The organism is Corynebacterium sp. MSK012 (assembly GCF_030232435.1).
GTDB classification, from domain to species: Bacteria; Actinomycetota; Actinomycetes; order Mycobacteriales; family Mycobacteriaceae; genus Corynebacterium; species Corynebacterium jeikeium_D.
On the sequence record NZ_JASPJU010000007.1, the window covers coordinates 1 to 24269 of the forward strand.

Annotated in this window: 20 protein-coding genes, 2 tRNA genes and 1 pseudogene; 17 read left to right on the forward strand and 6 right to left on the reverse strand. The window is 59.1% G+C overall.

Annotated elements, in window-relative coordinates; genetic code table 11:
- From QP977_RS05645 to QP977_RS05680, 7 genes and pseudogenes are all read left to right on the forward strand, one after another.
- Positions 1 to 71: transfer RNA gene (locus QP977_RS05645), tRNA-Glu, on the forward strand.
- 76 nt (positions 72 to 147) lie between these two features.
- On the forward strand, positions 148 to 927 hold the full coding sequence (locus QP977_RS05650; protein ID WP_048735404.1) for a tRNA threonylcarbamoyladenosine dehydratase: 780 nt from the start codon (positions 148 to 150) through the stop codon (positions 925 to 927).
- Positions 924 to 1709: a TatD family hydrolase gene (locus QP977_RS05655; protein WP_246839560.1), complete on the forward strand. Its 786-nt coding sequence runs from the start codon at positions 924 to 926 to the stop codon at positions 1707 to 1709. Before QP977_RS05650 ends, QP977_RS05655 begins: the two co-directional genes overlap by 4 nt.
- 84 nt (positions 1710 to 1793) lie before the next feature.
- Positions 1794 to 1866, forward strand: a tRNA-Glu gene (locus QP977_RS05660).
- Between the two features lie 193 nt (positions 1867 to 2059).
- Entirely contained in the window at positions 2060 to 3496 is a 1437-nt protein-coding gene (locus QP977_RS05665) for a hypothetical protein (protein ID WP_049171601.1), read from the forward strand.
- A gap of 1164 nt (positions 3497 to 4660) precedes the next feature.
- Positions 4661 to 4993: a hypothetical protein gene (locus QP977_RS05670; RefSeq protein WP_126107984.1), complete on the forward strand. Its 333-nt coding sequence runs from the start codon at positions 4661 to 4663 to the stop codon at positions 4991 to 4993.
- Positions 4994 to 5387: 394 nt separating this feature from the next.
- Positions 5388 to 6427, forward strand: a pseudogene (locus QP977_RS05680) (acyltransferase family protein).
- Here the strand turns inward: QP977_RS05680 and QP977_RS05685 are convergent.
- On the reverse strand, positions 6421 to 6846 hold the full coding sequence (locus QP977_RS05685) for a carboxymuconolactone decarboxylase family protein (RefSeq protein WP_049171597.1): 426 nt from the start codon (positions 6844 to 6846) through the stop codon (positions 6421 to 6423). The pseudogene QP977_RS05680 and the gene QP977_RS05685 sit on opposite strands and share 7 nt — an antisense overlap.
- Positions 6830 to 7732, reverse strand: a complete 903-nt coding sequence (locus tag QP977_RS05690; RefSeq protein ID WP_049171594.1) for a LysR family transcriptional regulator — start codon at positions 7730 to 7732, stop codon at positions 6830 to 6832. Before QP977_RS05690 ends, QP977_RS05685 begins: the two co-directional genes overlap by 17 nt.
- Positions 7733 to 7801: 69 nt before the next feature.
- On the opposite strand from QP977_RS05690, the gene QP977_RS05695 reads away from it, so the two are divergent.
- On the forward strand, positions 7802 to 8725 hold the full coding sequence (locus QP977_RS05695; RefSeq protein WP_284847202.1) for a TDT family transporter: 924 nt from the start codon (positions 7802 to 7804) through the stop codon (positions 8723 to 8725).
- On the opposite strand, the gene QP977_RS05700 is transcribed toward QP977_RS05695, so the two are convergent.
- Together QP977_RS05700 and QP977_RS05705 are read right to left on the reverse strand one after the other, a co-directional pair.
- Positions 8726 to 9916 (reverse strand): MFS transporter, encoded by a 1191-nt coding sequence (locus QP977_RS05700; RefSeq protein ID WP_187400480.1) that lies wholly within the window; start codon positions 9914 to 9916, stop codon positions 8726 to 8728.
- A complete protein-coding gene (locus QP977_RS05705; RefSeq protein WP_070827378.1) occupies positions 9916 to 10641 on the reverse strand; it encodes an IclR family transcriptional regulator in 726 nt (241 codons plus the stop codon). The genes QP977_RS05700 and QP977_RS05705 overlap by 1 nt, the downstream gene beginning before the upstream one ends.
- Before the next feature lie 65 nt (positions 10642 to 10706).
- Here QP977_RS05705 and leuC point away from each other — a divergent pair, with 65 nt between their 5' ends.
- The 4 genes from leuC to QP977_RS05725 all read left to right on the forward strand — a co-directional run bounded on the left by leuC (position 10707) and on the right by QP977_RS05725 (position 16707).
- The gene (gene leuC, locus QP977_RS05710) at positions 10707 to 12134 is read left to right on the forward strand and encodes a 3-isopropylmalate dehydratase large subunit (RefSeq protein WP_284847203.1); all 1428 of its coding nucleotides are present in this window, start codon (positions 10707 to 10709) and stop codon (positions 12132 to 12134) included.
- Between the two features lie 62 nt (positions 12135 to 12196).
- Entirely contained in the window at positions 12197 to 12787 is a 591-nt protein-coding gene (gene leuD, locus QP977_RS05715; RefSeq protein WP_048735441.1) for a 3-isopropylmalate dehydratase small subunit, read from the forward strand.
- Positions 12788 to 12835: 48 nt separating this feature from the next.
- Positions 12836 to 14236, forward strand: coding sequence for a 3' terminal RNA ribose 2'-O-methyltransferase Hen1 (locus QP977_RS05720; RefSeq protein ID WP_048735444.1), 1401 nt, complete (start codon positions 12836 to 12838; stop codon positions 14234 to 14236).
- 2 nt (positions 14237 to 14238) lie between these two features.
- Positions 14239 to 16707 carry a polynucleotide kinase-phosphatase gene (locus tag QP977_RS05725; protein ID WP_070827374.1) on the forward strand — a complete coding sequence of 823 codons (2469 nt, stop codon included), beginning with the start codon at positions 14239 to 14241 and terminating at the stop codon, positions 16705 to 16707.
- A 3-nt stretch (positions 16708 to 16710) separates the two neighbouring features.
- Here the strand turns inward: QP977_RS05725 and QP977_RS05730 are convergent, their stop codons facing one another.
- Positions 16711 to 17691, reverse strand: a complete 981-nt coding sequence (locus QP977_RS05730) for an NUDIX hydrolase (protein WP_187269737.1) — start codon at positions 17689 to 17691, stop codon at positions 16711 to 16713.
- Between the two features lie 112 nt (positions 17692 to 17803).
- Here QP977_RS05730 and QP977_RS05735 point away from each other — a divergent pair, with 112 nt between their 5' ends.
- Together QP977_RS05735 and QP977_RS05740 are read left to right on the forward strand one after the other, a co-directional pair.
- Complete coding sequence (locus tag QP977_RS05735) at positions 17804 to 18802, forward strand: NAD(P)H-dependent glycerol-3-phosphate dehydrogenase (RefSeq protein WP_049171574.1); 999 nt, start codon at positions 17804 to 17806, stop codon at positions 18800 to 18802.
- Positions 18803 to 18837: 35 nt separating this feature from the next.
- The gene (locus QP977_RS05740; protein WP_049171570.1) at positions 18838 to 19941 is read left to right on the forward strand and encodes a D-alanine--D-alanine ligase family protein; all 1104 of its coding nucleotides are present in this window, start codon (positions 18838 to 18840) and stop codon (positions 19939 to 19941) included.
- A gap of 10 nt (positions 19942 to 19951) precedes the next feature.
- On the opposite strand, the gene QP977_RS05745 is transcribed toward QP977_RS05740, so the two are convergent.
- Positions 19952 to 20932, reverse strand: coding sequence for a DUF3515 domain-containing protein (locus QP977_RS05745; RefSeq protein ID WP_048735456.1), 981 nt, complete (start codon positions 20930 to 20932; stop codon positions 19952 to 19954).
- Between the two features lie 111 nt (positions 20933 to 21043).
- On the opposite strand from QP977_RS05745, the gene QP977_RS05750 reads away from it, so the two are divergent.
- From QP977_RS05750 to QP977_RS05760, 3 genes are read left to right on the forward strand one after another with little or no spacing between them, the layout of a single operon-like run.
- Positions 21044 to 22000 carry a thiamine-phosphate kinase gene (locus QP977_RS05750; RefSeq protein WP_049171566.1) on the forward strand — a complete coding sequence of 319 codons (957 nt, stop codon included), beginning with the start codon at positions 21044 to 21046 and terminating at the stop codon, positions 21998 to 22000.
- 37 nt (positions 22001 to 22037) lie between these two features.
- Positions 22038 to 22703, forward strand: a complete 666-nt coding sequence (locus QP977_RS05755; RefSeq protein WP_048735462.1) for a uracil-DNA glycosylase — start codon at positions 22038 to 22040, stop codon at positions 22701 to 22703.
- Positions 22704 to 22709: 6 nt separating this feature from the next.
- Positions 22710 to 24236 (forward strand): DAK2 domain-containing protein, encoded by a 1527-nt coding sequence (locus tag QP977_RS05760; protein WP_048735464.1) that lies wholly within the window; start codon positions 22710 to 22712, stop codon positions 24234 to 24236.
- Positions 24237 to 24269: the final 33 nt, after the last annotated feature.

The window sequence follows — 24269 nt, forward strand, 5'->3', positions numbered from 1 at the left end:
CCCGTTCGTCTAGCGGCCTAGGACGCCGCCCTCTCACGGCGGTAACACGGGTTCAAATCCCGTACGGGGTACAAAGTTACTCCCCAGTCAGTCGGCTGGGGAGTTTTTGTTTTTTAAGCATCGAGGCGACTATGACCAGGGGCGACTATGACCAGTGAACGTTTCGCACGACTGAAGCTTCTCCTAGGGGAGGAGGGGCTAGAAACGTTGGCTGAATCTACCGTCATGGTTGTCGGACTCGGAGGCGTGGGGTCGAGTTGTGCCGAAGCTCTCGCCCGAGGCGGCGTGGGCAACCTCATCTTGATCGACGGCGATGTCGTAGAGCCGAGCAATCTCAACCGTCAGGCGCTGGCTTTTGTCTCCACGATTGGCCGGGTCAAAGCCGAGGTCATGGAGGCGATGGTTGCCGATATCAACCCGGATTGTACGACCTATGCCCGCCAGATTTTTCTCACACGCGAAAACCTGGCGGAGACCTTCGAGCAGTTCCCGCGTCCGGATTACATCATCGACGCTATCGACGATGTCACCGGCAAGATTGAGATCGCGCAGTGGTGCGCGGAAAATCGTGTCCACCTCATTTCCGCTATGGGCGGCGGAAATAAGCTCGACCCAGCTCGGCTGACCTTCTCGAAAATCAATAAGACAAAGGTCTGTCCGCTGGCGAAGGTCGTCCGTCAGGTGTGTATCCGCCGACGCATTCGCGGTCTTGAGGTGCTGTACTCATCCGAAGAGCCAGTGAGAATTGCGGACAAGGGCAGCGGTACCAAGGCGGAAACCCTCGGTACCATGAGCTACATACCGCCAATCATGGGGCAGATGCTGGCCGGAAAGGTCATTCGCCGTCTGCTCGGGTTCGAGGAAACCCCGCTGGCCCCGCGCATCGGCGGTCCGGCCGACGAAAACCAGCCACCAACGGAAAAATGATGCGGCTCATCGATACCCACTTTCACTACGATTTCCTGCCACCGGCTTCGCGCGAGTGCTTCAAAGCCGATATTGCGCAGGAAGGCGTGGAGATCATCGCGCAGACAGTCCGCCCCTCCGGATTTGTCGAGCTAGAGCGCGAAAATCTCCCCATGGCCGCAGTCGGCTATCACCCGTGGTATATCGACGGCAACTACGAGCGCGAGCTTGAGATATTTCGCGAGGCCCTTCCACACACCCGTTTCGTCGGTGAGATTGGCTTGGACTTCGCGCCCCGCAGGCTTGACGACGTTCCCGCCGAGACTCAAATCCATGTCCTCACCGGCATCCTCGATGCTGTCCAAGCTTCGAGCCAGCCGCATATCCTGTCCATTCACACAGTCCGCAGCGCCGATACGGTGCTTGATCTGCTGGAACCACGCTTGGACTCCGGCAAAGGGGTAGGGCTCGGTCAGAATCTCGTGCCCATCTTTCACCGTTTCGGTGGCACCAACGATGAGCTGACCAGGCTTATCCGAGCCGGTGGCTACATCTCCGTCAATCCGCTCATGTTGCGGACCAAACGCGGACGGGCCTATGTGTCGCAGGTGCCCGTCGATAGGCTCTTGCTGGAGACAGACCTTCCGCGCGAGCCTGGAAGCGGTGACGCGGTGGAAGCGGTCGCTGCAGAGGTAGTCGCTGCGTTGCGGGAAACTGTCGCCGAGGTTGCGGCCTTGCGAAAAATGGATGAAGCGGAGCTTGCAAACGAGCTGGCCAACAATGCGAAAACGCTAGGGATTTAATGCCTTAACCTGCGGATTTGCAGTTACTATCCACGTCTAGTGTATTGTTTAACAAGTCCGCAGCGCGCGGATGAAAAGTTCTAAGCCCCGTTCGTCTAGCGGCCTAGGACGCCGCCCTCTCACGGCGGTAACACGGGTTCAAATCCCGTACGGGGTACAAAGTGGCAGTTTCGCTTTTCTGACCTAGACAGTTCATGAAAACGGAATTTGCGACACGGGATCCCGATTCGGCTGAATGCGAATCGGGATTTTGCCTTTTCAAATGTCCTTCAACCCTATTCCATGACAATTACAGGGTTAGCAGCAAGAAACTCTTTTTCGCTGCTATTGGGGTGGGTGACAATAGAGGTATGGCTGCGAAAGAGCTAACCAGCAGACAGAAGAAGATTCTTGGATGGATCGTGGATGGTTGCGCCGGTGACCCTCCGCATGAATTTTATAAGAATACAGCGCGCATGCTAGAGGGGCACAAGTTAGTCAAGATTTCAGGTCACGGTGATAAGTGGAAGGCTGTAGCTACAAAACGTGGTGAGAGGGTTTACGCCGGTACCGAAGCGCTTGTAGTCAATAAGAAGCGGCGGAAGAACACGGCGGCGAAGGAGCCACCGGTACCCTCCACATTGAGAAAACCAAAACCAACGCCAAAACCCGACGAGCCTGAAGTTGATTTAACTCCTTACATGGCTCGAATACGCCATGGTATTGGAGAGTCAGACCTCGACGTTTTCACAATCGTGGCCTCGGCCGGTGAGATTCGCGACTTCTGGTTACCGGCGGCGGCGAAACTATCCCGTGATAGGTCTTGGTTGGAAGATGGCCACGTTTTTGACTACGCAGGAAGTACCTACGTATATGGCCAGGAGAAGCCCCGATTCAAGGCCGCTGTTATCTCTATTGAGCCAATGAAACTGGTTGGGTGGAGGGAGATTTTACGTGGCGATAAACGCGTGGCGAAATACAATAAGAAAGCTGTCGAAGCGTTTGGATACTACAAGAGGCAGTTTAGTTCCGATGTGCAATTGCGGATTAAGCGAGTTTTGCATGTGCTCTTCACAGAGATTGAACTGAACGGTGGCCGGATAGAACTAGAGACTTGGTACGACTCATGGTCTAAAGAGAAAGTGCTTCGTGCAGTTAAGCTCGGCTTTGATTTCGATCTTCAAGATCTCAAGTTCCGCGAGAGATATAACCGTGTGCAGCGTGAGCCAACACAAGATGAAATCGATTATCACAACCGTTGGCACGAGGGCGAAAAGATGAGGCGCTTCTGGGAAAAAATCCCGAATGGTCAACTTGTCCTTGAATTTCGAGGGATGTCCGCTCGTGATTCGAAGAAGAACTCAGAAGCGTTTGCCGACGGCATTGAGGCCTATTTCAAGTGGCATCAAATTCGAGAATTCTGGAAGAAGACAGATTATGAGATTGCGGGCAGAGAGAGGGCGCTCCGAGCGAAGCAATATGAGTTCGCTAAGCCAATCGCTGCGAAGACTGTCGCGAAGGATTTCTATTTCAACGCGTTGTATCAGCGCTCTCAGGAGTTAAAAAAGTTTGAAGCGGTGTGTTCCTATCTCGAATATGTGAAGCGAATTGAGCCTGACAGCCCGTGGATCTCGTGGGCTGAGAAGTATCTCGATACGTTCAATCCGAGAGACTGTATTACGATGCCGGATCCACCTGCGCTCGACATCAAGGCTCATGCCGGGCTCATTGAAAAGATTATTGATGCGCTTGGCAGGGATGAAAGCACGTGGGCTGACGCGTTCCCCGACGGTGAATTTCACGGATGATTTTTCTGTAGCACCGTGCATGTGAAGGTCAACTTACGAGTCCGTGGACTCACTACTCATTGCTGTCTTCAAATGAGCTGAGCTCAGCGAGGAGTACTTCTTGTCCGACCTTCGACTCTGAGATTGCAGCCGGTGCACGCATTTGCGCAGTATATTCTGAGCGCTGTCGAACTCTACACACTTGATGAACTAGCCTTCTGGCTGACCGAAACCGGCTTCATGCCACCGAAGTCCTGGAAGAAAACCCGCTGCAAAATCTGGTCGGGCTAGGCCGCAACTGCGCACTATTCGAATCAGCACGCACCTGAGCCTATCTCGAAATCCGCCACCACCTCGGCGACCCCGATGGGCTTGGTCTCGCTATCCAAACCGCAGCGCAATCCATGAACCAGAACTCTTCAGCGGACCACTTTCCACACGCGAAGTCGACCAGATTGCCCGATCTATCCACTGATGGATCGTCAACCGCTCACGCATGTGAGCAGACGGCTCAGCAATCTACGAAGAAACCTTTAGCACCATCCAAAGCGCACGAGGGAGAGAATCTCGTAGCAAACGTCAAGGAAGAAGAGCTGAAACCGACAAATGGATTGAGGCTGGCCATGAGTAGGGATCCAAGAAATAGATATCCGGGTTATCCACGAAAGGGGTGGTCAGTTCGGGAACTTGCTGAAAAACCGGAGTATTTACCCGTGCAATTTCTAATTGTACAAGCGAGCCAAGAGCGAGCTATCTCGCTCGAGCAGTTGAAAAACGCCAACGCGTACGCGAGCTACGTGCCAGGAGCCTAACCATCCGAGCGATAGCACAGGAAACTGGGTACTTCGTTGGCACAGTTCATAGATACGCGAGTGAAGAATCTCGCGTATAACGCGTATAACGTGCTTACGTAGTGATGAGTAACCAATCTCCATCGTTATTAGGGTCTGGGATGCACGTAACTGAGCCAAATGCATCGGTTACAAGCCAGTACCGAAACTTAGCCGTCTCACAGTCGTTCGCTGATAAGTGCACACTGATTACTCTTCCGTATAGGTCATTCCCGGCTAGAGTAGTGGCAGCCATGCCATTTGCTGTTTCGGCAGAAGGCGATGCCGCAGCAACTCCGCTTAGGCCAAAACACAGCGAAAAAAGGAAGCGATAGATGCAACTGCTATTCTCTTCATGCTTTTCCCTCAACTAGGTTCACCATTAAAGAAACACGAACTCTGGAGAGATGCAATGGCAAAATTTCCTCCTGAAACGGACTTGTCGCTCCACGATGTCATTGACATCCTGGAGTCAGTTCTCCGTGAAGAAGAGATAGACAATGCTCCAGCAGCAAAAGTATGGATAAAGTCTACCCTTCCAGAGCTAAGACGAGCTGAAGAAAAATGCGCTTCCATCTCGACTAATAGAGTTATCGTAAAAATTCTCGAAGCGATGGTTCTTATCGAGAGAAAATATGGGAAAAACCATAATCTTTCTTCACATGATGATCGTCTAGATCTGTCTTAAAAACGGCAAGAACCCAATTCCCGTTACCGTATATAGACATACGGATACCCAAAAAGTAACCCGCTTTCAGCATGAGTGTTTCCTCCGCTTCTACGAGAAGCAGAAGCACTTCGACTTTTATTTCCAACTCGCGATTGGGACAATGCCCCCGCTAGCTGGATAGGATTGCTGAGCACGGTAGGGGAACCAGACCTTCCGCATCAATATTTGAACCTCGCTGGTCACAGAACAGTTTCCGGGGTGTGTACTGAGGTAGCAAGATTTTGTAGACCGGGCTTGTGCCAAAACGAGCACGCCAAGTAGTTTGCAGTCATAAAATATTGGCATGAATTCGGCCAAGTCCTCCTACGTTCCGGAGCTGACCAGCATTCGAGCCATCGGTGCGTTCGGTGTCCTGCTTACGCATGCCGCGTTCTGGACTGGACATTACACGGACGATTGGTGGGGGCGTCTCAACGGTCGATTCGAAATTGGCGTCACCATCTTCTTCGTGCTCAGTGCGTTTCTGCTCACAGGGCGTTGGCTCGGTTCGCCTGACGACGTCCCTGCGAATCGACCGGACTTGCGGAAGTACTTCACCAGTCGCGCGAAGAGAGTTCTGCCGGCCTACTGGATTGTGGTTACTGCGGCATTCCTCATTCATGCCGCAGATGACCCGCCACCATCGGGTGGAGGGCTACAGGGCTGGTTGCGCACGATGTCGTTTACCCAGACGCTCCAATTCGGCTGGATTCACCGGGCTTGTCGCAGATGTGGTCGATGGTGGTGGAAGTCGGCTTCTACTTGGTATTGCCGCTGGTGGGGCTTGGCATCTGGACGATCACAAAGGGGCGGCTACGGCCTGGTCCAACGTTGGCCATCATTATTGGTTTTGGCCTCATTGGCCCGGTCTGGACTGTGCTATCGCACCAGGAAAACCTGCTGCCGGTAGTGGCACGGCTGTGGCCGATGGCGTATTTCGACTGGTTCGCCATCGGAATGCTGCTGGCCTACGGGCGAAAAGTTGGCTGGCGCGTTAATTTGGCGGCCAGCTGGCTGATAGCGCTAGTCCTGTTTTTCCTATCCACAACCACTCACGTGGGGCCAGCAACCTTGGTGCCGGATGATGTCGACCAGGCGTTGTGGAAGACCACGCTGTATGGCTTGTCCGCAGGCGCATTCGTGGCCCCGATTGCGCTGGGTACGGAGGTAAGGTGGCTTCGTCATCCAGCCTTGATGTGGTTGGGGGAGGTCTCCTACGAGTTCTTCCTCGTCCACGTGTTGGTCATGGACTGGGTAATGAGCTTGATGGGTTATCAGACCTTCCAGGGCTCGATGTTGGCAGTGGCAATTGTCACCACAGCCATCGCCCTGCCATTGTCGTGGCTGCTGCGCCGCATCACTGATGTACTAATGCGGAGGCCAGGGCCTGAGAGCCCGTGGGCTGCCTACTGATCGTCGTCGTCAAGCGGGCCGAGCTCGGCAACGAGCACTTCCTGCGCGACCTTCATTGCGGACAGTGCGGCCGGTGCGCCGCAGTAACCGGAAGCGTGGACGATGGCTTCGGTGATCTCGGTGCGGGTCAGACCGTTGGCGAGGGCGCCCTTGATGTGGCCGCGCAGTTCCTCGGTGGCTCGCAGAGCGACGAGCATTCCAATGTTGAGCAGAGAGCGATCGCGCTTGGCCAGCCCTTCGCGGCTCCAGACAGAACCCCAGACTGTGGCGGTGATGTGCTTCTGCAGGGTCTCTCCGTCGGAGCCAGCATTGCGGGCGAGGGCGGCATCGACGAATTCGTCGCCCATTACCTCGCGGCGGATTTGGATACCGGCATCGTAGCGGTCGGAGGAAAAGAGTTCATCATTCGAATTGCTCATGCTTGCTAAGTATAGGACTAGCAATGCGGATAAATTCCGAAATGTCCCCACTAGCTTTACTGCCACGACGCATAACCACGCTGAGGTTGCGAGTAAAAACGGTGTCGGTGGGAACGATGACGATGCGCCCGAGCGTTACCTGATCGCGAATTGCGCCGCGGGCGATGATTGTTGGCGCTGCCAGCGCAATCATTCCAGCGCGCTGTGCTGAAAGGGAGCCAAATTCTCCGGCGGGTTCGGTGAGAGTGCCCAGTGCATCTTCCACCACCTGTCGGCTGCCGGAACCCGGTTCGCGAATAACGAGTGGCGTCGCGCGCAGTTCCTCGGCGGATATCTCGGCCCGCTCAGCCCACGGATGGCCAGTCGGCACGGCGAGGACCAATTCGTCGGTGCCGATGATTCGTTCTTCGAGGTCGTGCCGACCAGCCTCGCCCTCTACCAGCCCGAAGTCCACCGCACTGTCGGCTACTAGTTGCCGCACCTCACGGGAGTTTGCCTGCACCATCGAAAGTTTGACTGCGGGATGTTGCCGGTGGAACTCTGCGGCCCAGCCGGGGTAGTAGAGCTCAGCGACAGTGTTGGACACCGCAAGGGTGAGGTGGCGGGGAACATTGTCGGAACGCAAGCTGGCGGCAATGCCCGAAAATCTGTGGCAGGCGGCGAGGAGATCTGGGAGGGCGTCGATAAGCACTTGCCCTGTTTCTGTAGGTGAGACGCCGTAAGGGGAGCGTTCGAAGACGGTGATTCCCAGCGCTCTTTCCGCCCGTGCGATGCGTGCGGACATGGTCTGCTGGTTGGTGCCGAGCTCACGCGCGGCCTTCGAGATCGACCCCGCACGGGCGACGGTGAAAAGTGCTTCGAGTTCGGCCACAGCGGAGGGGTACATGCGTCAATGGTACCCCTCACAGAGTTTCGTGATAGCGGTGACCGCAGCAAGAACAAATACGGTATGGGCATGACCAACTCTCCTTGCAGTGATGTGCTTGCGCCCGCCGGGCCTGCGTGGGCAGGATCGCTGATGGGCACCTCCATCTTCGCCACGCTTACGCACATTCATGATGTGCCGGTGGTTCCGGAACTGCTTCTCGTCGTGGCAGGTGGCATTCTCGGTTTCATAGTGGTCGGTTGGCTGCGCCTTCGAAACCCGCCTTTCCACTCGAAGCTGATGGCGCCGTGGGGCATGCTCTCGATGGGCATCATGGCTCTCGGTAGTGCTGCGACTGCGCTAGCTAGTAACTCATCGTGGCAGCTGATGTCCTGGTGGATCGGTGCGCCGCTGGCAATCTACGTCAGTCTTCGTCAACTGCGAGGATTCGAAGGCGAGCCGACTTTTCAGTGGGGCCTTGCACTGGTCGCCCCGATGGTGGCGGCGACAAGCGGCGCGCAGCTGAGCGTTGACTACGGCACGTTCTATCAGGTCTGCGCACAAATACTCTTTTGGATGGCGCTGATTACGGTTCTGCCGGTTTTCGTACGCTGCTACGTCGCGCTGTTCTCCGGCACCATGCGTATCCCCGATTCCATCGCCGGTACTGCCTGGATTCCGCTCGGATTGGTCGGTCAGTCCACGGCCGCTGCCCAGCTGCTTTTCAACCGAACCTTCGCTGTCGCTTACGGTACCACCGTGCTCATTGTCGGTGTCTTCCTCGCCGCCATTGCTTTACGACGATTCACCCGCGCCGTGATCCGTTGGGCGGGATACAGCCCTGGTTGGTGGGGTGCAACCTTCCCCGTGGGCACTCTGAGTCTTGGTACGCACAACCTGGGTGACACTATCGGCGCGCAGTGGCTGTACGCCGTTAGTGCCGGACTGCTGTGTCTATTGGCTGTGCACTGGGTAGCGTGCGTGGCTCGATTTGGTTGGTGGATGCGGAGCTAGCTAGTCAAGCTCGACCCGCACCCGCCCGTGGCGGTTCTGGTCTTCTCGTGGCGCAATACCCAGCGCGGCGGCGGGGAACAGAGCCGTGACGGCAAACAGCGCGGGGAAGCCCGCAGCGGCCACAATCGCACCCGAAACCGGAGGCGTTGCAGCGTAGATAATGTTCTGGAACGTGTTCTGCGTACCCATAGCGCGTCCGGACCAGAAGGGACCTGCGTATTCAGCAACTGCGGTGAAGGCGAGTCCATTCGGGCTGACCACAGCAACGGCCAGTGCGCAGACCAGCAAAGTTCCAAGCGTGCGCCAATCAGCCCAGCTGGCAATCATCATTGCGACAGCCAAAACAAAGGTCGCACCCGAGACCCAGCGGTAGGGGCGGATGCGAGATCGCACTCGGTCAGAGACCACACCCATCAGTGCTCGCGATCCGGCACCGAGCAGCTGCGAGACCATCACAATTGTGCCCGCCGTGCCATCGGAGTACCCCACAGACAGCAACCACACCAGAATGTAGGCACCCATCATCGACTGCGGCCAGGACAGCAGCGCCGAGGCGATGTGGATGCGCACGAGGTACTTGCCGTCCCGGTAGGGGCTGGCCGTGACGGTGGGGTTCGAGGCATCAGGGCGAGGGGGATTCTTCACGCCTATCAGTACAAGCAACGCCAGCACGGCGCACAGGATTGCGGGCATCGCGAGTGCGACTCCGATGCTGTAATTCTGCGCGAGAGGGTGCAGGGTTACCGCTGATAGTGCAGCGCCGAGGGGCTGAGCCATTTGGCGAATGCCCATCGCAGTGCCGCGCTGATGCGGTGGGTACCAGCCCGACACCACGCGGCCGGATGCCGAATTCACGCTCGCCGCCGCACACCCGGCGAGAAAGAGCGTGGCCCCGAGCAGAGCCGGGCTTGACGACGAAGCTAGCGCCGCAAGCCCCGTCGTTAAGGCAGTAGAGGTCAGGCCGGCGAACAGAGCTGCGCGTTCGCCATAGCGGTCGACAAACCAGCCCCAGGCGATGAGCGTGAAGACAATACCGGCCGCCGGCATTGCTGCGACGAGGCCGGCGGCGGAGAGGCTTAAGCCGTTTTCCTGTAGGGATGGGATGAGAAAAGGCACACCCATGTGAACGACGGACGAACCGACCGCCGCGAACATGGACAGAAGAAGGACAAGGTGACGGTAAGCGGGCATTACAGTCGGGAGCTCATCTCTTCAGCGGCGCCGAGAACCTTTGCGCCCCAGCATTCGTAGGGCGACGGAGTCATGCGCTCCACGGGGCCGGAGACGGATAGGACTGCAATCATGCGCTGGTTGCTGTCGAAAACCGGGGCGGAGACGGAGGCAAGTGCGGGGTCGCGCTCACCCATGGACTCGGACCAGCCGAGACGTCGGCAGTCGTCGAGGTCCTGTTGGTTGAAGTCGGCGTCGGGAAGCATTCGCTCAGCGAGGTTGGCCGGGCCAAAGGCCAGGAGAACACGTGCGGCGGAGCCGGCGGTTAGCGGCATGCGAGAGCCAACTGGCACGGTGTTGCGCAGTCCGGTGGCGGGCTCCATGGAGGCAATACAGGTGCGGGTATCGCCGGTGAGACGGTAGAGCTGCACGGACTCTCCGGTTACCTCTACTAGCTTCGGCAGGATGTGCGCTGCGGCGTCGGCAAGCAGGTCGGTTGTGACAGGCGTGATCTCGGTGAGGCCGGGGCCCGTCGTCCAGCGGCCGTCCGGAGTGCGGGTGACAAGGCGGTGTACTTCCAACGCCGTGGCCAGCCGATGGGCGGTGGCGCGGGGCAGGCCGGTGTTGTCGCAGAGCTCGGCGAGGGTGCGTGGAGTTTCTGCAACAGACTTGAGAATGAGTACCGAACGGTCGAGAACTTTAATACCACTTAGAGCTGGCGTCTCGGATGTGCTAATCTGTCCCATGCCATGATATTAACATCTCATTCCTTGAGATAAAAGAGATATATCCGGAAGGCGGCTCACCCACTATGCGCACCACGGACACCAGCCCGAAGACTCTGGCCGAGAAAGTCTGGCATGACCACGTAGTCAAGCAAGGCGACAACGGCGAACCAGATTTGATTTATATCGATCTGCACCTCGTCCACGAGGTTACCTCGCCGCAGGCTTTTGATGGCCTCCGTCTGGCAGGGCGCAAGGTACGCCGCCCGGATTTGACCATCGCAACCGAGGACCACAACGTTCCGACCACTGTCGCCGGCGGCAAAATCAATCTGATTGAGGAACCGACCTCACGTACCCAGATTGCCACACTGCGCAAGAACGCCGAGGAGTTCGGTATCCGCCTGCATCCGATGGGCGACCGCGAGCAGGGTATCGTGCACGTCGTCGGCCCACAGCTGGGCCTGACTCAGCCGGGCACCACCGTCGTCTGTGGTGACTCACATACCGCAACCCATGGTGCTTTCGGCGCCATGGCCTTCGGTATCGGTACCTCGGAGGTTGAGCACGTTCTGGCTACCCAGACTCTGCCGCTGAAGCCTTTCAAGACCATGGCGGTCAACGTCACCGGCGAACTGCAGGATGGTGTTACCGCCAAGGATTTGATTCTGGCGATTATCGCCAAGATTGGCACCGGTGGCGGCCAGGGCCACGTTATTGAGTACCGCGGCGAGGCCATCGAGAAGCTGTCGATGGAAGCTCGCATGACCATCTGCAACATGTCCATCGAAGCCGGTGCCCGCGCCGGCATGATTGCTCCGGACGAGACCACCTTCGAATACCTGAAGGGGCGCCCGCACGCGCCGCAGGGCGAGCAGTGGGACGAGGCTGTCGCATACTGGAAGTCCCTGGTTACTGACGAGGACGCGAAGTTCGACAAGGTCGTCGAAATCGACGGTTCCGCGCTGACCCCATTCGTTACCTGGGGTACCAACCCGGGCCAGGGCGTGCCGCTGGGTGAGACCGTGCCGGACCCGGAGTTCATCGCTGAGGACTCCGACCGCATCGCCGCCGAACGTGCACTGGAGTACATGGATCTGAAGCCGGGCACCCCGATGCGCGACGTTAAGGTCGACGTGGTCTTCGTCGGTTCCTGCACCAACGGCCGCATCGAGGACATGCGCGCCGTCGCCGACGTGCTGAAGGACCGCAAGGTTGCCGACGGCGTCCAGATGCTCATCGTGCCGGGCTCCGCAAAGGTCCGTGCGCAGGCTGAGGAAGAGGGACTGGGCAAGATCTTCGAAGAGGCAGGCGCTGAATGGCGTATGCCGGGCTGCTCCATGTGCCTGGGCATGAACCCGGATCAGCTGACCCCGGGCCAGCGTTGCGCTTCGACCTCCAACCGCAACTTCGAGGGCCGTCAGGGCAAGGGTGGTCGTACCCACCTGGTCAGCCCGGCTGTCGCCGCAGCCACTGCCGTCGCCGGTCACTTCGCAGCACCGGCTGATCTCTAACTGACTCTAACCGCCGATCTTTGTACAACAGACCCAAGCAGAACTTCTAAGGACCTTTCACCATGGAAAAGTTTGATACTCACACCGGCGTCGGCGTTCCCCTGCAGCGATCCAACGTCGACACCGACCAGATCATCCCGGCCGTCTACCTAAAGCGCGTCACCCGCACCGGATTCGAGGATGGCCTGTTCAGCAACTGGCGCAACAATGAGTCCGACTTTGTGCTCAACCGCCCGGAGTACGCAAAGGGCTCCGTCCTCGTAGCAGGGCCGGACTTCGGTACCGGTTCTTCCCGTGAGCACGCCGTGTGGGCACTGATGGACTACGGTTTCCGCGTCGTCATCTCCTCCCGCTTCGCCGATATCTTCCGTGGCAATGCCGGCAAGGCGGGGCTGCTCGCCGCACAGATGCAGCAGTCCGATGTCGAGCTGCTGTGGAAGCTGCTGGAAGCTAACCCCGGCATGGAGCTCACCGTCAACCTGGAGACCCGCACCGTCGAGGCAGGTGAGCAGGTCTTCCCGTTCGAGGTGGACGACTACACCCGCTGGCGTCTGATGGAAGGGCTTGACGACGTCTCCCTGACTCTGCGCAACGAAGCGGACATTGTGACCTACGAGGAGAGTCGTCCGGCCCACAAGCCGAAGACGCTGTAGGTCAAAAAATGCTCTAGTCCAATCCGCGGTAGGCGTTAGACTTGCCGTATGTATCTGGCAATCACTAAACACTCTCGGCTCGGTGAATCTTCGCCTGCTGAATCGGCACGCGATTTGGGATTTATTTTGCGAAAGCATCCCGATCGCGTGCATGAGTCCGAGTTAAAGTTCGGTGTTGCCAGAGTCTTTTTCCCCACGGCTACCGATGCCGAATGCACGGCAGTTCTCTGGGTTGATATTGACCGCGACGAGCTGCTGAAACTCAAGCAGTACCGCGCTGATACGTTCAATCTGACCGGCTACATCAATGACCGGCAATGGGCCGCGTCATCGATTATGACAGTGGCGCTGAAGTCCGTCTTCTCCACAGCGATGGTCATGGAGAAGCCCTCGCCTTACGACGAAGTGCCAAGCGACCTCACCGCGACGGTCGCCGCGGTACCCGGCACCGAGGAAGAGATTCGCGCTCTGTTCGAGCCGCTGGGGTGGAACGTTGCCTGCGATTTTTCGAACAATGTTGCCGGGCAGAAGTTCTCACCGACGGTAACGCTTTCGGGTAGAGCAACCGTCCGCGATTTGCTCAATCACCTGTATATTCTGCTTCCTGTCCTCGACGGTGGGAAACACTATTGGGTCGATGACCGGGAAATCGACAAGCTCGCCGCGCGTGCGCAGGACTGGCTACCGGAGCACCCACAGCGGGAGAGAATCCTGGGGCGCTACCTTGCGGATCAAAAAGGCCTGGTCAACGAGGCCGTCGTGAAGCTTGCTGGGGAAGCCGGGGAAGCCGGTGCAATCGAACTGTTCAGCGGTGACCAGCCAGCCAACCCACTAAATCGACAGCGTCAAGAGCGGGTCCTGCGTGAGGTATTTAGCCTGCGCCCGCGCAGCGTTGTGGACATCGGCTGTGGTTCCGGCGTGTTGCTGGGGCCGATGCTGGAGAATCCGCGAATCGCGCAGATCGTTGGTACCGATGTTTCTGTGGGGGAGCTTCGTAAGGCGCACAAGGCGCTGAACCTAGATCGTATGCCGGAGCGCCAAGCCGCGCGGGTTGAGCTTTTCCAATCCTCGGTTACCTATGCCGATGAGCGCATCGCGAACATGGACGTGGCGATCCTGATGGAGGTCATCGAGCATGTTGATGCCGACCGACTGCCCGCGTTGGAGAACAACGTCTTTGGAGCAGCCCGGCCACAGTACGTCATCGTCACCACGCCGAACAGCGACTATAACGCGTGCTATCCAAACCTAGCGCCCGGGCAGTTCCGACACCTGGATCACCGTTTCGAGTTTAGTCGCGTGGAGTTTCGACAGTGGGCGAAGGGCGTGGCTGAGAAGTTCGGTTATCTGGTGGACTTCGACGGTATTGGGGACGTGCACGAAACCTATGGACAACCGACAGAAATGGCGGTCTTTTCCTACGACTTCACCGGAGCAGAGGAGAGCTAATTATGAGTACCATCTCACTTCCTAACCTCAGCTTGGTCATGCTGGTCGGTGTCTCCGGTGCTGGAAAGTCGACCTTTGCGGCACGACACTTTGGTCCATTTGAGGTCGTTTCCTCGGATACCTGTCGCGGCATTGTTTCCAACGATCCGAATGACCAGGCGGCGACGGCGCCTGCTTTTGAGCTGCTGGAGACGATCGTCGGCAAGCGGCTGGAAGCAGGCTTACTCACCGTGGTCGATGCGACGAATGTGAAACCGCAGGACCGCGCCCGGCTCGTGAAGCTGGCGCGCAGACACCATGCGCTCAGTGCTGCTATCGTTTTGAATCTTCCGTTGGCGGAGGTGAAGGAGCGGCACAGGCAGCGCACTGACCGCAACTTCGGAGTAGAGGTGTTGGAGCGCCAGCACCGTGACCTGCGCCGAGGGCTCAAGCACCTGAAGCGCGAGAAGATTCACAACGTTTTCATCTTGAATTCCGCGGAGGAAATCGACAACGTCACCATTGAACGTGTGCCGCTGAAGGTCGATCGCAGCGATCTCCACGGCCCTTTCGACATCATCGGCGATGTCCACGGTTGCTTCGACGAGCTGACCGCACTGCTGGAGAAGCTCGGCTACGAGCTCTCGGCGGATGGCAGCAATGCTCATCACCCAGATGGCCGCAAGGCCATTTTCGTTGGTGACCTCGTTGACCGCGGCCCCAATAGCCCAGCCGTCTTGAAGCTGGTCATGGGGATGGTCTCGGACGGCAATGCTCTCTGCGTGCCCGGAAACCACGACTCTAAGTTGGTGCGCGCCCTCGACGGCCACAACGTCACCACGGGCCACGGGCTGGCCGAAACGCTCACTCAGCTCGCCGACGAAAGTGAGGAATTCCGGAAGGACGTCCGCGACTTCATCGACCACTTGCCGGTGCACTATGTGCTGGATGACGGCGCCCTGGTCGTAGCCCACGCGGGACTGCCTGAGCACCTCCATGGCAGGGCCTCCGGCAAGGTCCGCGAGTTCGCGCTCTACGGTGCGACTACTGGCAAGCGTGATGAAAATGGCCTGCCAGAACGTTTGGATTGGGCAGCGGACTACCGCGGTTCCGCCCGTGTGGTCTATGGCCACATGGAAGCGGACCGTCTGCGCTGGGTCAATAACACCATGTGCATCGACACTGGTTGCGTGTTTGGCGGCAAGCTCTCTGCGCTGCGCTATCCCGAGCTAGAGACTGTGCAGGTTGATGCAAAGCACACCTGGTGGGAGGCCCCATCCCGCAAGACCACCAATCGCACGGAGTCCGAGCTGCGCATCACTGACGTGTTGGATGTCGATGGTATCCAGACTGGGCGCCATGGCCGCATCCGCATTGATAGTGACCGCGCGGCTGCAGCGCTGGAAACAATTAGTCGTTTTACGCTCGCGCCGGAGAAAATTCCGTACCTGCCACCGACAATGTCACCGGCGCCGACCTCGCAGCGAGAGGGATTCCTGGAACACCCGGAGGAGGCATTCCGCTACTACGCAGCGCACACTGACCAGGTCATTTGTCAGGAGAAGCACATGGGTTCCCGAGCTGTGCTCTGCCTGATCCGGCCAGGGGCAAAGACCCGTTTCGGTGCTAGCACCTACGCATATACCCGTACCGGACGCGCCTTCTTCGAAGGTAAGAATCCAGCACTCGACGAAATGACCAAGGCCGCAGAGCGCGCCGGGCTTTTCGATCAATTCGGCGACTGGGTCCTGCTCGACGGTGAAATGTTGCCTTGGAATCTCAAGGCACAAGGGCTTATCGACGACATCTATGCACCCACCGCTGCCGCCGGTATTGGTGCTGCCAGACAGCTCGCGGTCGCTCTGCAGGCGGCAACCGATAGGGGAGTAGAGGTCGGCGGTCCCGCTCCAGAACAGACTCTGGACGAACTCGAGAAGTTCCGCGCTGCTTACAACCGCTATGTCGACAGCGACAACAAGATTCAGTTCGCACCCTTCCAAGTGCTGGCAAGTGAGGATGCCACCTGGCACCACAAGCCGCACTCATGGCACTTGGATATCGCGAACCAGCTGGTAGCAGCTGACAGTGAGATCTACCAGCAGACGCGCTGCTTCGTCCTCGACCCCAGTGACCCGGAACAGGTGGAGGCCGCATCGCAGTGGTGGTTGCAACTGACAGAGTCGGGCGGGGAGGGGGCCGTCGTCAAGCCAATGGAAAACGCGGCAGTGGACCGCCAGGTGCAGCCCGGTATGAAGGTGCGGGGGCGGGAGTATCTGCGCATGATCTATGGGCATGACTACCTGCACCCGCAGCGTCAAGAGCAGTTGAAGCGGCGAAATCTGCAGCACAAGCAGTCCTCAGCGCTGCGCGAGTATGCCCTCGGCATTGAGTCGCTGGAACGTCTAGCGGCGGGCGAGCCTCTGCATCGAATCCACGTCCCTGTCTTCGGCGTGTTGGCGCTGGAGTCAGAGCCGATGGATCCGAGGTTGTAGGGGCTACTTCACCGGCAGCGCCGAGGCGTAGTAATCAGCCGTGGTCATCACACCGTCGTTGAAGCCCAGCACCCAGGCAGAGCCCTTCTTGCACAAGATTTCCTCGTCGAATGGCAGGGTGCCCTCAGCGGACCAGGCGGCAAGTAGGTCTGGGATGGTGATGCCCTGAGAGCAGATCACGCTGACTCCGCCGAGCGCGACAATGTCCTCGAAGGCCTTCTTGGACTCCACCTGGTTGGCAATCCAGTGCTCGTCGCCAAGCCGTTCGTCGACTGTGACCTGCATGCCCAGCTCTGCGGCGAGTGGCGCGACGGTGTCCTGGCAACGCACGGGCTCGGCGGAGTAGACCCGCTCGGGGCGGAAGCCTTCCAGGGCAGAGACGAGCAGTTCCGCTTGACGACGTCCCTTCTTATCCAGTGGCCGCAGTGCATCATTGCCGTTCCAGTTGGTGCGACGGTGCGCACGCCCATGGCGAACCAGAATGAGACGGGTGTCCGGTTCCTTGTTCATGCGCTTGCGGGCCTTGACCAGCACGTCGCGGTCGAGGTCGTAGGACAGCAGCTCCTCGGCTTCGTCCCAGGAGACCCAACGAAGCTCGTTGACCTCGGAGTTCTGTTCGAATTCGCCGTCTAGAACCTCAGCGGTCCAGTACCAGACCAGCTTCGTGCGTCCGGCGACAGGGTAAGAGACGTTGCCGACGAGCTTGCCCAGACGGACGCGGTAACCGGTCTCTTCCCAGATTTCGCGGACGGCGGTGGCAATGAGGTTCTCGCCGGCGTCGAGCTTGCCTTTCGGCAGCGACCAGTCGTCGTAGGAGGGACGGTGAATCACGCAGATTTCAGGGTTGTGGACATCGCCGCGCCATAGAACCGCGCCGGCCGCGAAGGTCGGCTTGGTGACATCCTGACCTGGCTTCGTTGGAATCTGGCGCAGGCGACCGGTCACGGAGGTATCGCCCTTGAGGTCCTTGTCCTCTTCGTGCATCATCGTGAATTCCCTTTCAATCCTTTGTCGCCGACCTAGTTTAGTATCGCAGTGTGAGAACGTCTCGCTAGACTTGTTGGAGATTAGAGACTAACGGAGGAAGGTCGCGGCGATGGTGCAGGTTTCAGTGATGGGTGCGGGCTCGTGGGGCACGACGCTCGCCAAGGTTTTTGCTGATGCGGGCAATCCTGTACGGCTGTGGTCGCGACGTGCGGAGCAGGCACAGCGTATTGAGATCAGCCGCGAAAACCACGACTACCTGCCTGGTCTGGGGCTGCCGCGCAACATCGAAGCCACCTCGGATGCAGAGGCCGCGCTGAAGGGCGCGGATGTGGTGGTGCTGGGCGTGCCCTCGCAGACTCTGCGTGACAACCTCAAGGTCTGGAAGGACTTCATCGGGCCGGAGACGATTCTGCTCAGCCTGGCCAAGGGTGTGGAGCGCGAGACACATCTGCGCATGAGTGAGGTCATTGCGGAGGTCACAGACCTGCCAGCAGAGCGTATTGCGGTGCTGTCCGGCCCGAACCTCGCCCGCGAAGTTGCGATGGAGCAGCCAGCGGCAACGGTGATTGCTTGCGCCGATGAGAACAACGCCAAGATGATTCAGGCGGCAGTTGCCACTAATTACTTCCGCCCGTACACCAACACCGATGTGATCGGCTGCGAAATCGGCGGTGCCTGCAAGAACGTCATTGCGTTGGCCTGCGGTATGGCCGCTGGTCAAGGATTGGGTGAGAACACGCTGGCAACCATTATCACCCGTGGCTTGGCGGAAATCACGCGTCTGGGCGACGCGGTTGGTGCAGAAGATAAGACTTTCGCGGGATTGGCGGGCCTCGGTGACTTGGTGGCCACTTGTTCCTCGCCGCTGTCGCGTAACCGTACCTTCGGCGATCGTCTCGGTCGCGGTGACACGATGGAGCAGGCGCAGCACGCTACGCGCGGTCAGGTGGCTGAGGGTGTGATTTCTTCAATCTCGGTCCGTGACCTCGCTCGTCGCAATGGCGTGGAAATGCCAATTACTGAGGCCGTTTACGCCGTCTGCCACGAAGGCGCGAAGGTCGATGAGACAATTCGCAAGCTGATGGGGCGCAGCCGCAAGTCGGAGTAACCACTTAAACGAGGTCGGGGCTAAACTTAGTCACCATGACTTCGTCGAATAGCTCGTCTGCAGATCGCATTTCCGTCGCCGTCATCTACGGCGGCGCAAGCCCTGAACACAGTGTTTCCTGTGTCTCGGCCGGCGCAATTATGGATCACCTGGATGAAGACCGCTTCCGAGTGGTTCCCATTGGTATTACCAAGGATGGTGTCTGGACCGTCGGGACGCGTGAGACGGATACGCTGCGCACTCAGGGGCGTACGATGCCTGAGGTCATCCCGGGCGAGGAGGTTGCGCTGAGCACCTCGCCGTCACGCCGCGGTGAATTCCGCTTCGTCACCGGTGATCGCGCCGGCGAGGTTTTCGACACCGTCGACGTTATCTTCCCGGTCCTCCACGGTCCGCACGGCGAGGACGGCACGATTCAGGGGCTCTTTGAGCTTTCCGGCATTGCTTATGTCGGCCCGGGCGTGCTCGCTTCCGCTGCGGGAATGGATAAGGAACGCACGAAGAATCTCTTGCAGGCAGCGGGGCTTCCTATTGGCAAGCAGGTTGTTTTGCATGTTGGCGAGTCGCTTTCCGACGAGGACAAGGAGACCCTTGGCCTGCCGGTGTTCGTTAAACCTGCCCGTGGTGGATCGTCGATTGGCATTTCCCGCGTGGATGATTGGGCGAATCTGGATGCGGCGGTAGAGCTGGCCCGAGAGCACGACTGGAAGGTCATTGTAGAGGCCGGTGTAGACGGCGCCGAGGTGGAGATTGGCGTGCTGCAGCGCGCTGACGGCAGCCTTCAGGTCTCTGTCCCGTCCCTGCTGCGTGGCACGGAGGACTCCGACGAGGGCTTCTACGGTTTTGAGACCAAGTACTTGGATGATGTCGTCTCGGCGCAGATCCCGGCTGAGCTGCCGGAGGATGTTTTGAAGGCACTGGACACGGATGCTCGTCGGGCGTTCAGGGCACTAGGCTCTGATGGGCTGACTCGCGTGGACTTTTTTGTCACGGATAATGGCCCGATTATCAATGAGGTCAACACCATGCCGGGCTTTACCCCGATTTCGATGTACCCGCAGATGTTTGCGGCTTCCGGTGTTGCCTACGAGGAGCTGCTCAGCGCCCTGATTGAGCGGGCGCTAGTAGCTCGTCGATAGAAGTTGGTTCTTACTTTTCTTCGCTCGGCGAGATGTTCTCCAGGTTGTCCGCGATGACCGAGGAGAGCACCGGCATCAGTGAGCTGGCCTCCGACATCGGCATTTCAACGGCGACGAAGCGCTCCCGGCCCATGGCGTACCAGGTGGCGGAGGTACCGGAGGAAAGCGTTGGTTCGTTGAACCAGACAATGTCGCCAACCTGCGTCAGCTGCTGCGTGGTGGTGCTATAGCCAGCCGGCTCGTCGACACCACAGCGCAGCACCACCGGATCGGCTGGGGTGCCGCCCCAAATGACCATGTCCTTCGGCATGTCAGCCGGCATTTCCTCTGTGCTCAGACGGTGACGGTTGCCAAGCTCGCGGGGGAGGGCAGCCTCCAAGCCGCTGCAGCGCCTATCAGCTTCCGGAGCTGCCAGTTCTACCAGTGGGACGCCGCCGCGCTCCGGCTTGTTCTTGTACGCGGAGTCCGGGCGCAGCGCCTCGGCGAGGTCACTCAGGGCATCCTCCGCCTCTGCATTTCCTTCGGCGGTAATTGCAACAACCGGTTCGCGCCCGACGGTGAACCAAGTCGCCAAAGACTCGTCGGTACTGTCGACAACACGCAGCCACGAAATGCCCTTGACCTCTTCGGTCTTAGCCAGTTCGTTGTACTGGCTAGGTACGTTCGCGCCACAGCGCAGCGTGATGCGGTCTTGTTCCAAGTTTCGGTACACAGCGGCACCTTCTGGAGCTGGCTCTGCAATGTCGGCGCGAACCAGACCTGCGGCGCGATCTGGCAGTCGGTCGAGCAGTTCCGCACACTCGGGCGAGTCATTGGCGGGGAGCTCCGGGTTGGAAATCGCGACTGGCTTTGTCGCCTGATTATCCTGGTAAATCTTTGCGGCAAAAATGATGCCGAGGATAGAGATAATGGCGATAGCGAGTGCGATGCCCGCGCGTGTCCGGCTACCCTTGGACTGAACTGTTTCTCCCGATGGGGGTGCGTCTACCATGGGCCTGATTCTACGTTGTCCGGTACCAACTCCAATTGGTTGGGGGCAATACCGAGACGGGTTCCGCTATTAACGGTTAACCATCGACTATTAGGAATGTGACTCGACACTGTGACTGAATTGACCATTGGCGATATTGGCGAGTTTGGGGTCATTGAGGCCATCCGGGCTATCGCCCCGTCGGCACGCAATGGCGACGATGCCGCCGTCTTGACACAGACAACCCCCAACGCCCGTTTTGTCACTTCCACCGACATGTTGGTGGAAGGGCGCCATTTCCGCCTGGACTGGTCGACACCTCAGCAAGTTGGAGCTAAGGCCGCAGTACAGAACTTCGCCGATATCGAATCGATGGGTGCGCGTCCAACGGCCATGCTTTTCGCCATCTCAGCACCGTTGCATACTCCGGTGAGTGTGGTCACCGGTATCGCCGAGGGGTTGTGGCAGGAAGGCAAGCAATGTCCGGCGGAGCTCGTCGGTGGTGACATGGTCAGCGGAGATTCTCTGGTGATTTCCATCAGTGCGATGGGCGAACTCGGTGGGCTTGGGCGGCCGCTGCTGCGCTCAGCGGCACGCGCGGGGGATACGGTGATTGCGTCGGGACGCATCGGCTACTCTGCTGCGGGCCTTGCGCTGCTGCAGCACTGCGGAAGCCCGGCAAAGGTTCCGAGTGAGTTTGCGCAGCTGGTGGCAGCACACTGTACGCCCGAATTTGAATATCGCAGGGGTGCCACGGCGCGAGCCACAGGTGTGCGTTCACTGACGGACAATTCCGATGGACTGGTGGTGGATCTCCGCGCTATTGCGCAGGCCTCCAGGGTTACTTTGGAAGTTGACAGCAGTGCTATTGCGCCCGATGAGTTGCAGATTGCCGCTGGTGAATACCTGGGCATCGACCCGTGGGAGTGGGTGCTCACCGGAGGGGAGGACCATACACTGATCGGTTCGACGCCGGGGGAGCCTCCGACGGGGTTCCGCGCTATCGGTACGGTGTCGAAGGAAAAGTTCGATTCGGTGCTTATCGACGGCAAACCTCCTGCCCGCGATGCCGGTTGGGTTTCCTTTTAAGAGTTCGAAGAGGTTTTGAGAAGAAAGGCTGCATGACATGGATCCGTTGCCGGTCGAAGAAGGGTGGCAGAAGGCGCTGGAGCCAGTGGCCGATGACATCCACCGGATGGGGCAGTTCCTGCGCGAGGAGAACGCGGCCGGCTACGGTTACCTGCCCGCGGGCACCGATGTGCTGCGCGCCTTTACTTATCCATTCGATGAGGTCAAGGTGCTCATTATCGGTCAGGACCCGTACCCGACCCCGGGGCATGCGATGGGGCTTAGCTTCTCGGTCCAGCCGGATGTGAAGCCGGTACCGCGGTCGTTGGCGAATATTTTTAAGGAGTACTCCTCCGACCTGGGGCTCCCGACTCCCTCCAACGGTGACCTCACTCCGTGGAGTAGGCAGGGCGTGGCCCTGTTCAACCGTGTACTGACCGTGCGCCCGGGTGCTGCTGCCTCGCACCGCGGTAAGGGCTGGGAGGCAATCACGGAGCATGCCATCAAAGCATTGGTCGCCCGTGATCAGCCTCTCGTGGCCATTCTGTGGGGACGCGACGCGCAGAGTTTGCAGCGTTGGCTCCCCGGCGTGGACTGCATCTGTTCGCCGCACCCGTCACCGCTGTCGGCATCCCGTGGGTTCTTCGGGTCGCGTCCGTTCAGCCGGGCCAATGAGTCGCTGATTCGTCAGGGAGCTACCCCTATCGACTGGACGCTAGAATAGGAATTCATGTCTTTGCAGATTGGTTCTGCCGCCATTGTCGGCTGGGTTGCCCGGGGGATTGACGCGCTTCAATCCCGCCGCGATGAGATCAACAGTCTCAATGTCTTCCCAGTACCGGATTCCGATACCGGGTCGAATATGCTCGCGACGTTGAGTTCGGCCTATGAGGAAGCGCAAAAGGCTGACGCTTCCGATGTTCGCGCAGTCACCGCGGCCCTAGCTGCCGGTGCAGTGCGCGGCGCCCGCGGTAATTCGGGCACTGTGCTCTCGCAGGTTTTTCGCGCGGTGGCTGAGGCTGCCTCCGGTAGTGGCATTGGCGTTGAGTCGGTACAACACTCGCTAAAGCTAGCTGTGCAACATGTTTCCCAAGCGATTGCCAATCCGGTGGAGGGCACGATTCTGACAGTCCTGCGGCACGCCGCGATTGCCGCGGAGGAATTTGAGGGCGACTCGATTGAGGAGCTCGCCGACACGATCGCGGATGCCGCTCGCGATGCGCTGGCGAAAACCCCCAGCCAGCTCCCGGCACTGCAGCAGGCGGGCGTGGTCGACGCCGGCGGCGCGGGGTTGGTCATTCTGCTCGACGCGCTTGCCGACGAAGTCAGCGGCCGCGCAGCCGCACCGGTCGATTTGCATGTCGACGCGCCACACGTAGCCACCGTTGAGATGGAGGTCATGTACCTGATTTCCTTGGCGGATACCCAGGCGGTGGAAGCGCTGCGAGAGCGGTTGAACCCGCTGGGCAATTCGCTCATCATCGCAGGTGATGCTGGTAATGCGGAGACCGCGCAGTACATGGTGCATATCCACACAGTGGAGCCGGGCGCGGTTATCGAGGCAGCACTTGACTTCGGTCGTCCGGAACGCATCCGTATCGAGGTGCTCGATGAGCCGGAGACAACACCTGACTCCACTCGCATCCTCATTGCGGTAGTGCCGGATGGTCCGCTGAATGATCTCATCACCTCCTCTGGGGCGATTGCTATCAGCCCGACCCCCGCTCCGACTCCCACATCCACTCCCACAGATCGCGCAGCCATCGCCGACCAGGAGTTCGCTGACAATGTGGTCACCAAGGCACTGACTGCCATGAGGGGCGCGGACGAGGTTATCCTGCTGCCAAATGGGCTGGTCAGCGACCAGGAATTGGCGGATATCGAATTCGCTGCTGCTGCGGCTAATCCGACTCTCGCGGTAGTGTCCACAGACTCCATTCCGGCTGGCCTTGCTGCCTTGGCCGTGCATTCGGCTGAGCTGCCGCTGGCGGTTGCTGCGTATGCGATGGGAGAGGCTGCCAATGGCACGCGAACGGCTGTAGTCGCTGCGGACGTCGATAAGCCCCTGACTGACGCGCTCACAGAGACCATCTCAGACCTGTTGGCTGGCGGCGGGGAACTAGTGACTCTGCTGCTCGGGCGCGGAGCTGAGGGCGTGGACATAGCGCAAGTGCGGGCGCGGCTGGACAAGCCTGTGGAGGTCGTAGCCTATGATGCGACCGGCATCGATGAGCTGGTGCAGGTAGGAATCGAGTAGCGCGATGCTCGGATGGCTCGGCTCGGATTATGC

Excerpts from the sequence above, each read along its gene's own strand:
- QP977_RS05705 (WP_070827378.1), bottom strand. The coding sequence starts at position 10,641 with ATGGGACAGATTAGCACATCCGAGACGCCAGCTCTAAGTGGTATTAAA.
- QP977_RS05735 (WP_049171574.1), top strand. The coding sequence starts at position 17,804 with ATGGTGCAGGTTTCAGTGATGGGTGCGGGCTCGTGGGGCACGACGCTC.
- leuD (WP_048735441.1), top strand. The coding sequence starts at position 12,197 with ATGGAAAAGTTTGATACTCACACCGGCGTCGGCGTTCCCCTGCAGCGA.
- QP977_RS05730 (WP_187269737.1), bottom strand. The coding sequence starts at position 17,691 with ATGCACGAAGAGGACAAGGACCTCAAGGGCGATACCTCCGTGACCGGT.
- QP977_RS05655 (WP_246839560.1), top strand. The coding sequence starts at position 924 with ATGATGCGGCTCATCGATACCCACTTTCACTACGATTTCCTGCCACCG.
- QP977_RS05720 (WP_048735444.1), top strand. The coding sequence starts at position 12,836 with ATGTATCTGGCAATCACTAAACACTCTCGGCTCGGTGAATCTTCGCCT.
- QP977_RS05690 (WP_049171594.1), bottom strand. The coding sequence starts at position 7,732 with ATGTACCCCTCCGCTGTGGCCGAACTCGAAGCACTTTTCACCGTCGCC.
- QP977_RS05700 (WP_187400480.1), bottom strand. The coding sequence starts at position 9,916 with ATGCCCGCTTACCGTCACCTTGTCCTTCTTCTGTCCATGTTCGCGGCG.
- QP977_RS05725 (WP_070827374.1), top strand. The coding sequence starts at position 14,239 with ATGAGTACCATCTCACTTCCTAACCTCAGCTTGGTCATGCTGGTCGGT.
- QP977_RS05740 (WP_049171570.1), top strand. The coding sequence starts at position 18,838 with ATGACTTCGTCGAATAGCTCGTCTGCAGATCGCATTTCCGTCGCCGTC.
- QP977_RS05685 (WP_049171597.1), bottom strand. The coding sequence starts at position 6,846 with ATGAGCAATTCGAATGATGAACTCTTTTCCTCCGACCGCTACGATGCC.
- QP977_RS05745 (WP_048735456.1), bottom strand. The coding sequence starts at position 20,932 with ATGGTAGACGCACCCCCATCGGGAGAAACAGTTCAGTCCAAGGGTAGC.
- QP977_RS05665 (WP_049171601.1), top strand. The coding sequence starts at position 2,060 with ATGGCTGCGAAAGAGCTAACCAGCAGACAGAAGAAGATTCTTGGATGG.
- QP977_RS05695 (WP_284847202.1), top strand. The coding sequence starts at position 7,802 with ATGACCAACTCTCCTTGCAGTGATGTGCTTGCGCCCGCCGGGCCTGCG.
- QP977_RS05755 (WP_048735462.1), top strand. The coding sequence starts at position 22,038 with ATGGATCCGTTGCCGGTCGAAGAAGGGTGGCAGAAGGCGCTGGAGCCA.
- QP977_RS05650 (WP_048735404.1), top strand. The coding sequence starts at position 148 with ATGACCAGTGAACGTTTCGCACGACTGAAGCTTCTCCTAGGGGAGGAG.
- leuC (WP_284847203.1), top strand. The coding sequence starts at position 10,707 with ATGCGCACCACGGACACCAGCCCGAAGACTCTGGCCGAGAAAGTCTGG.
- QP977_RS05670 (WP_126107984.1), top strand. The coding sequence starts at position 4,661 with ATGCTTTTCCCTCAACTAGGTTCACCATTAAAGAAACACGAACTCTGG.
- QP977_RS05760 (WP_048735464.1), top strand. The coding sequence starts at position 22,710 with ATGTCTTTGCAGATTGGTTCTGCCGCCATTGTCGGCTGGGTTGCCCGG.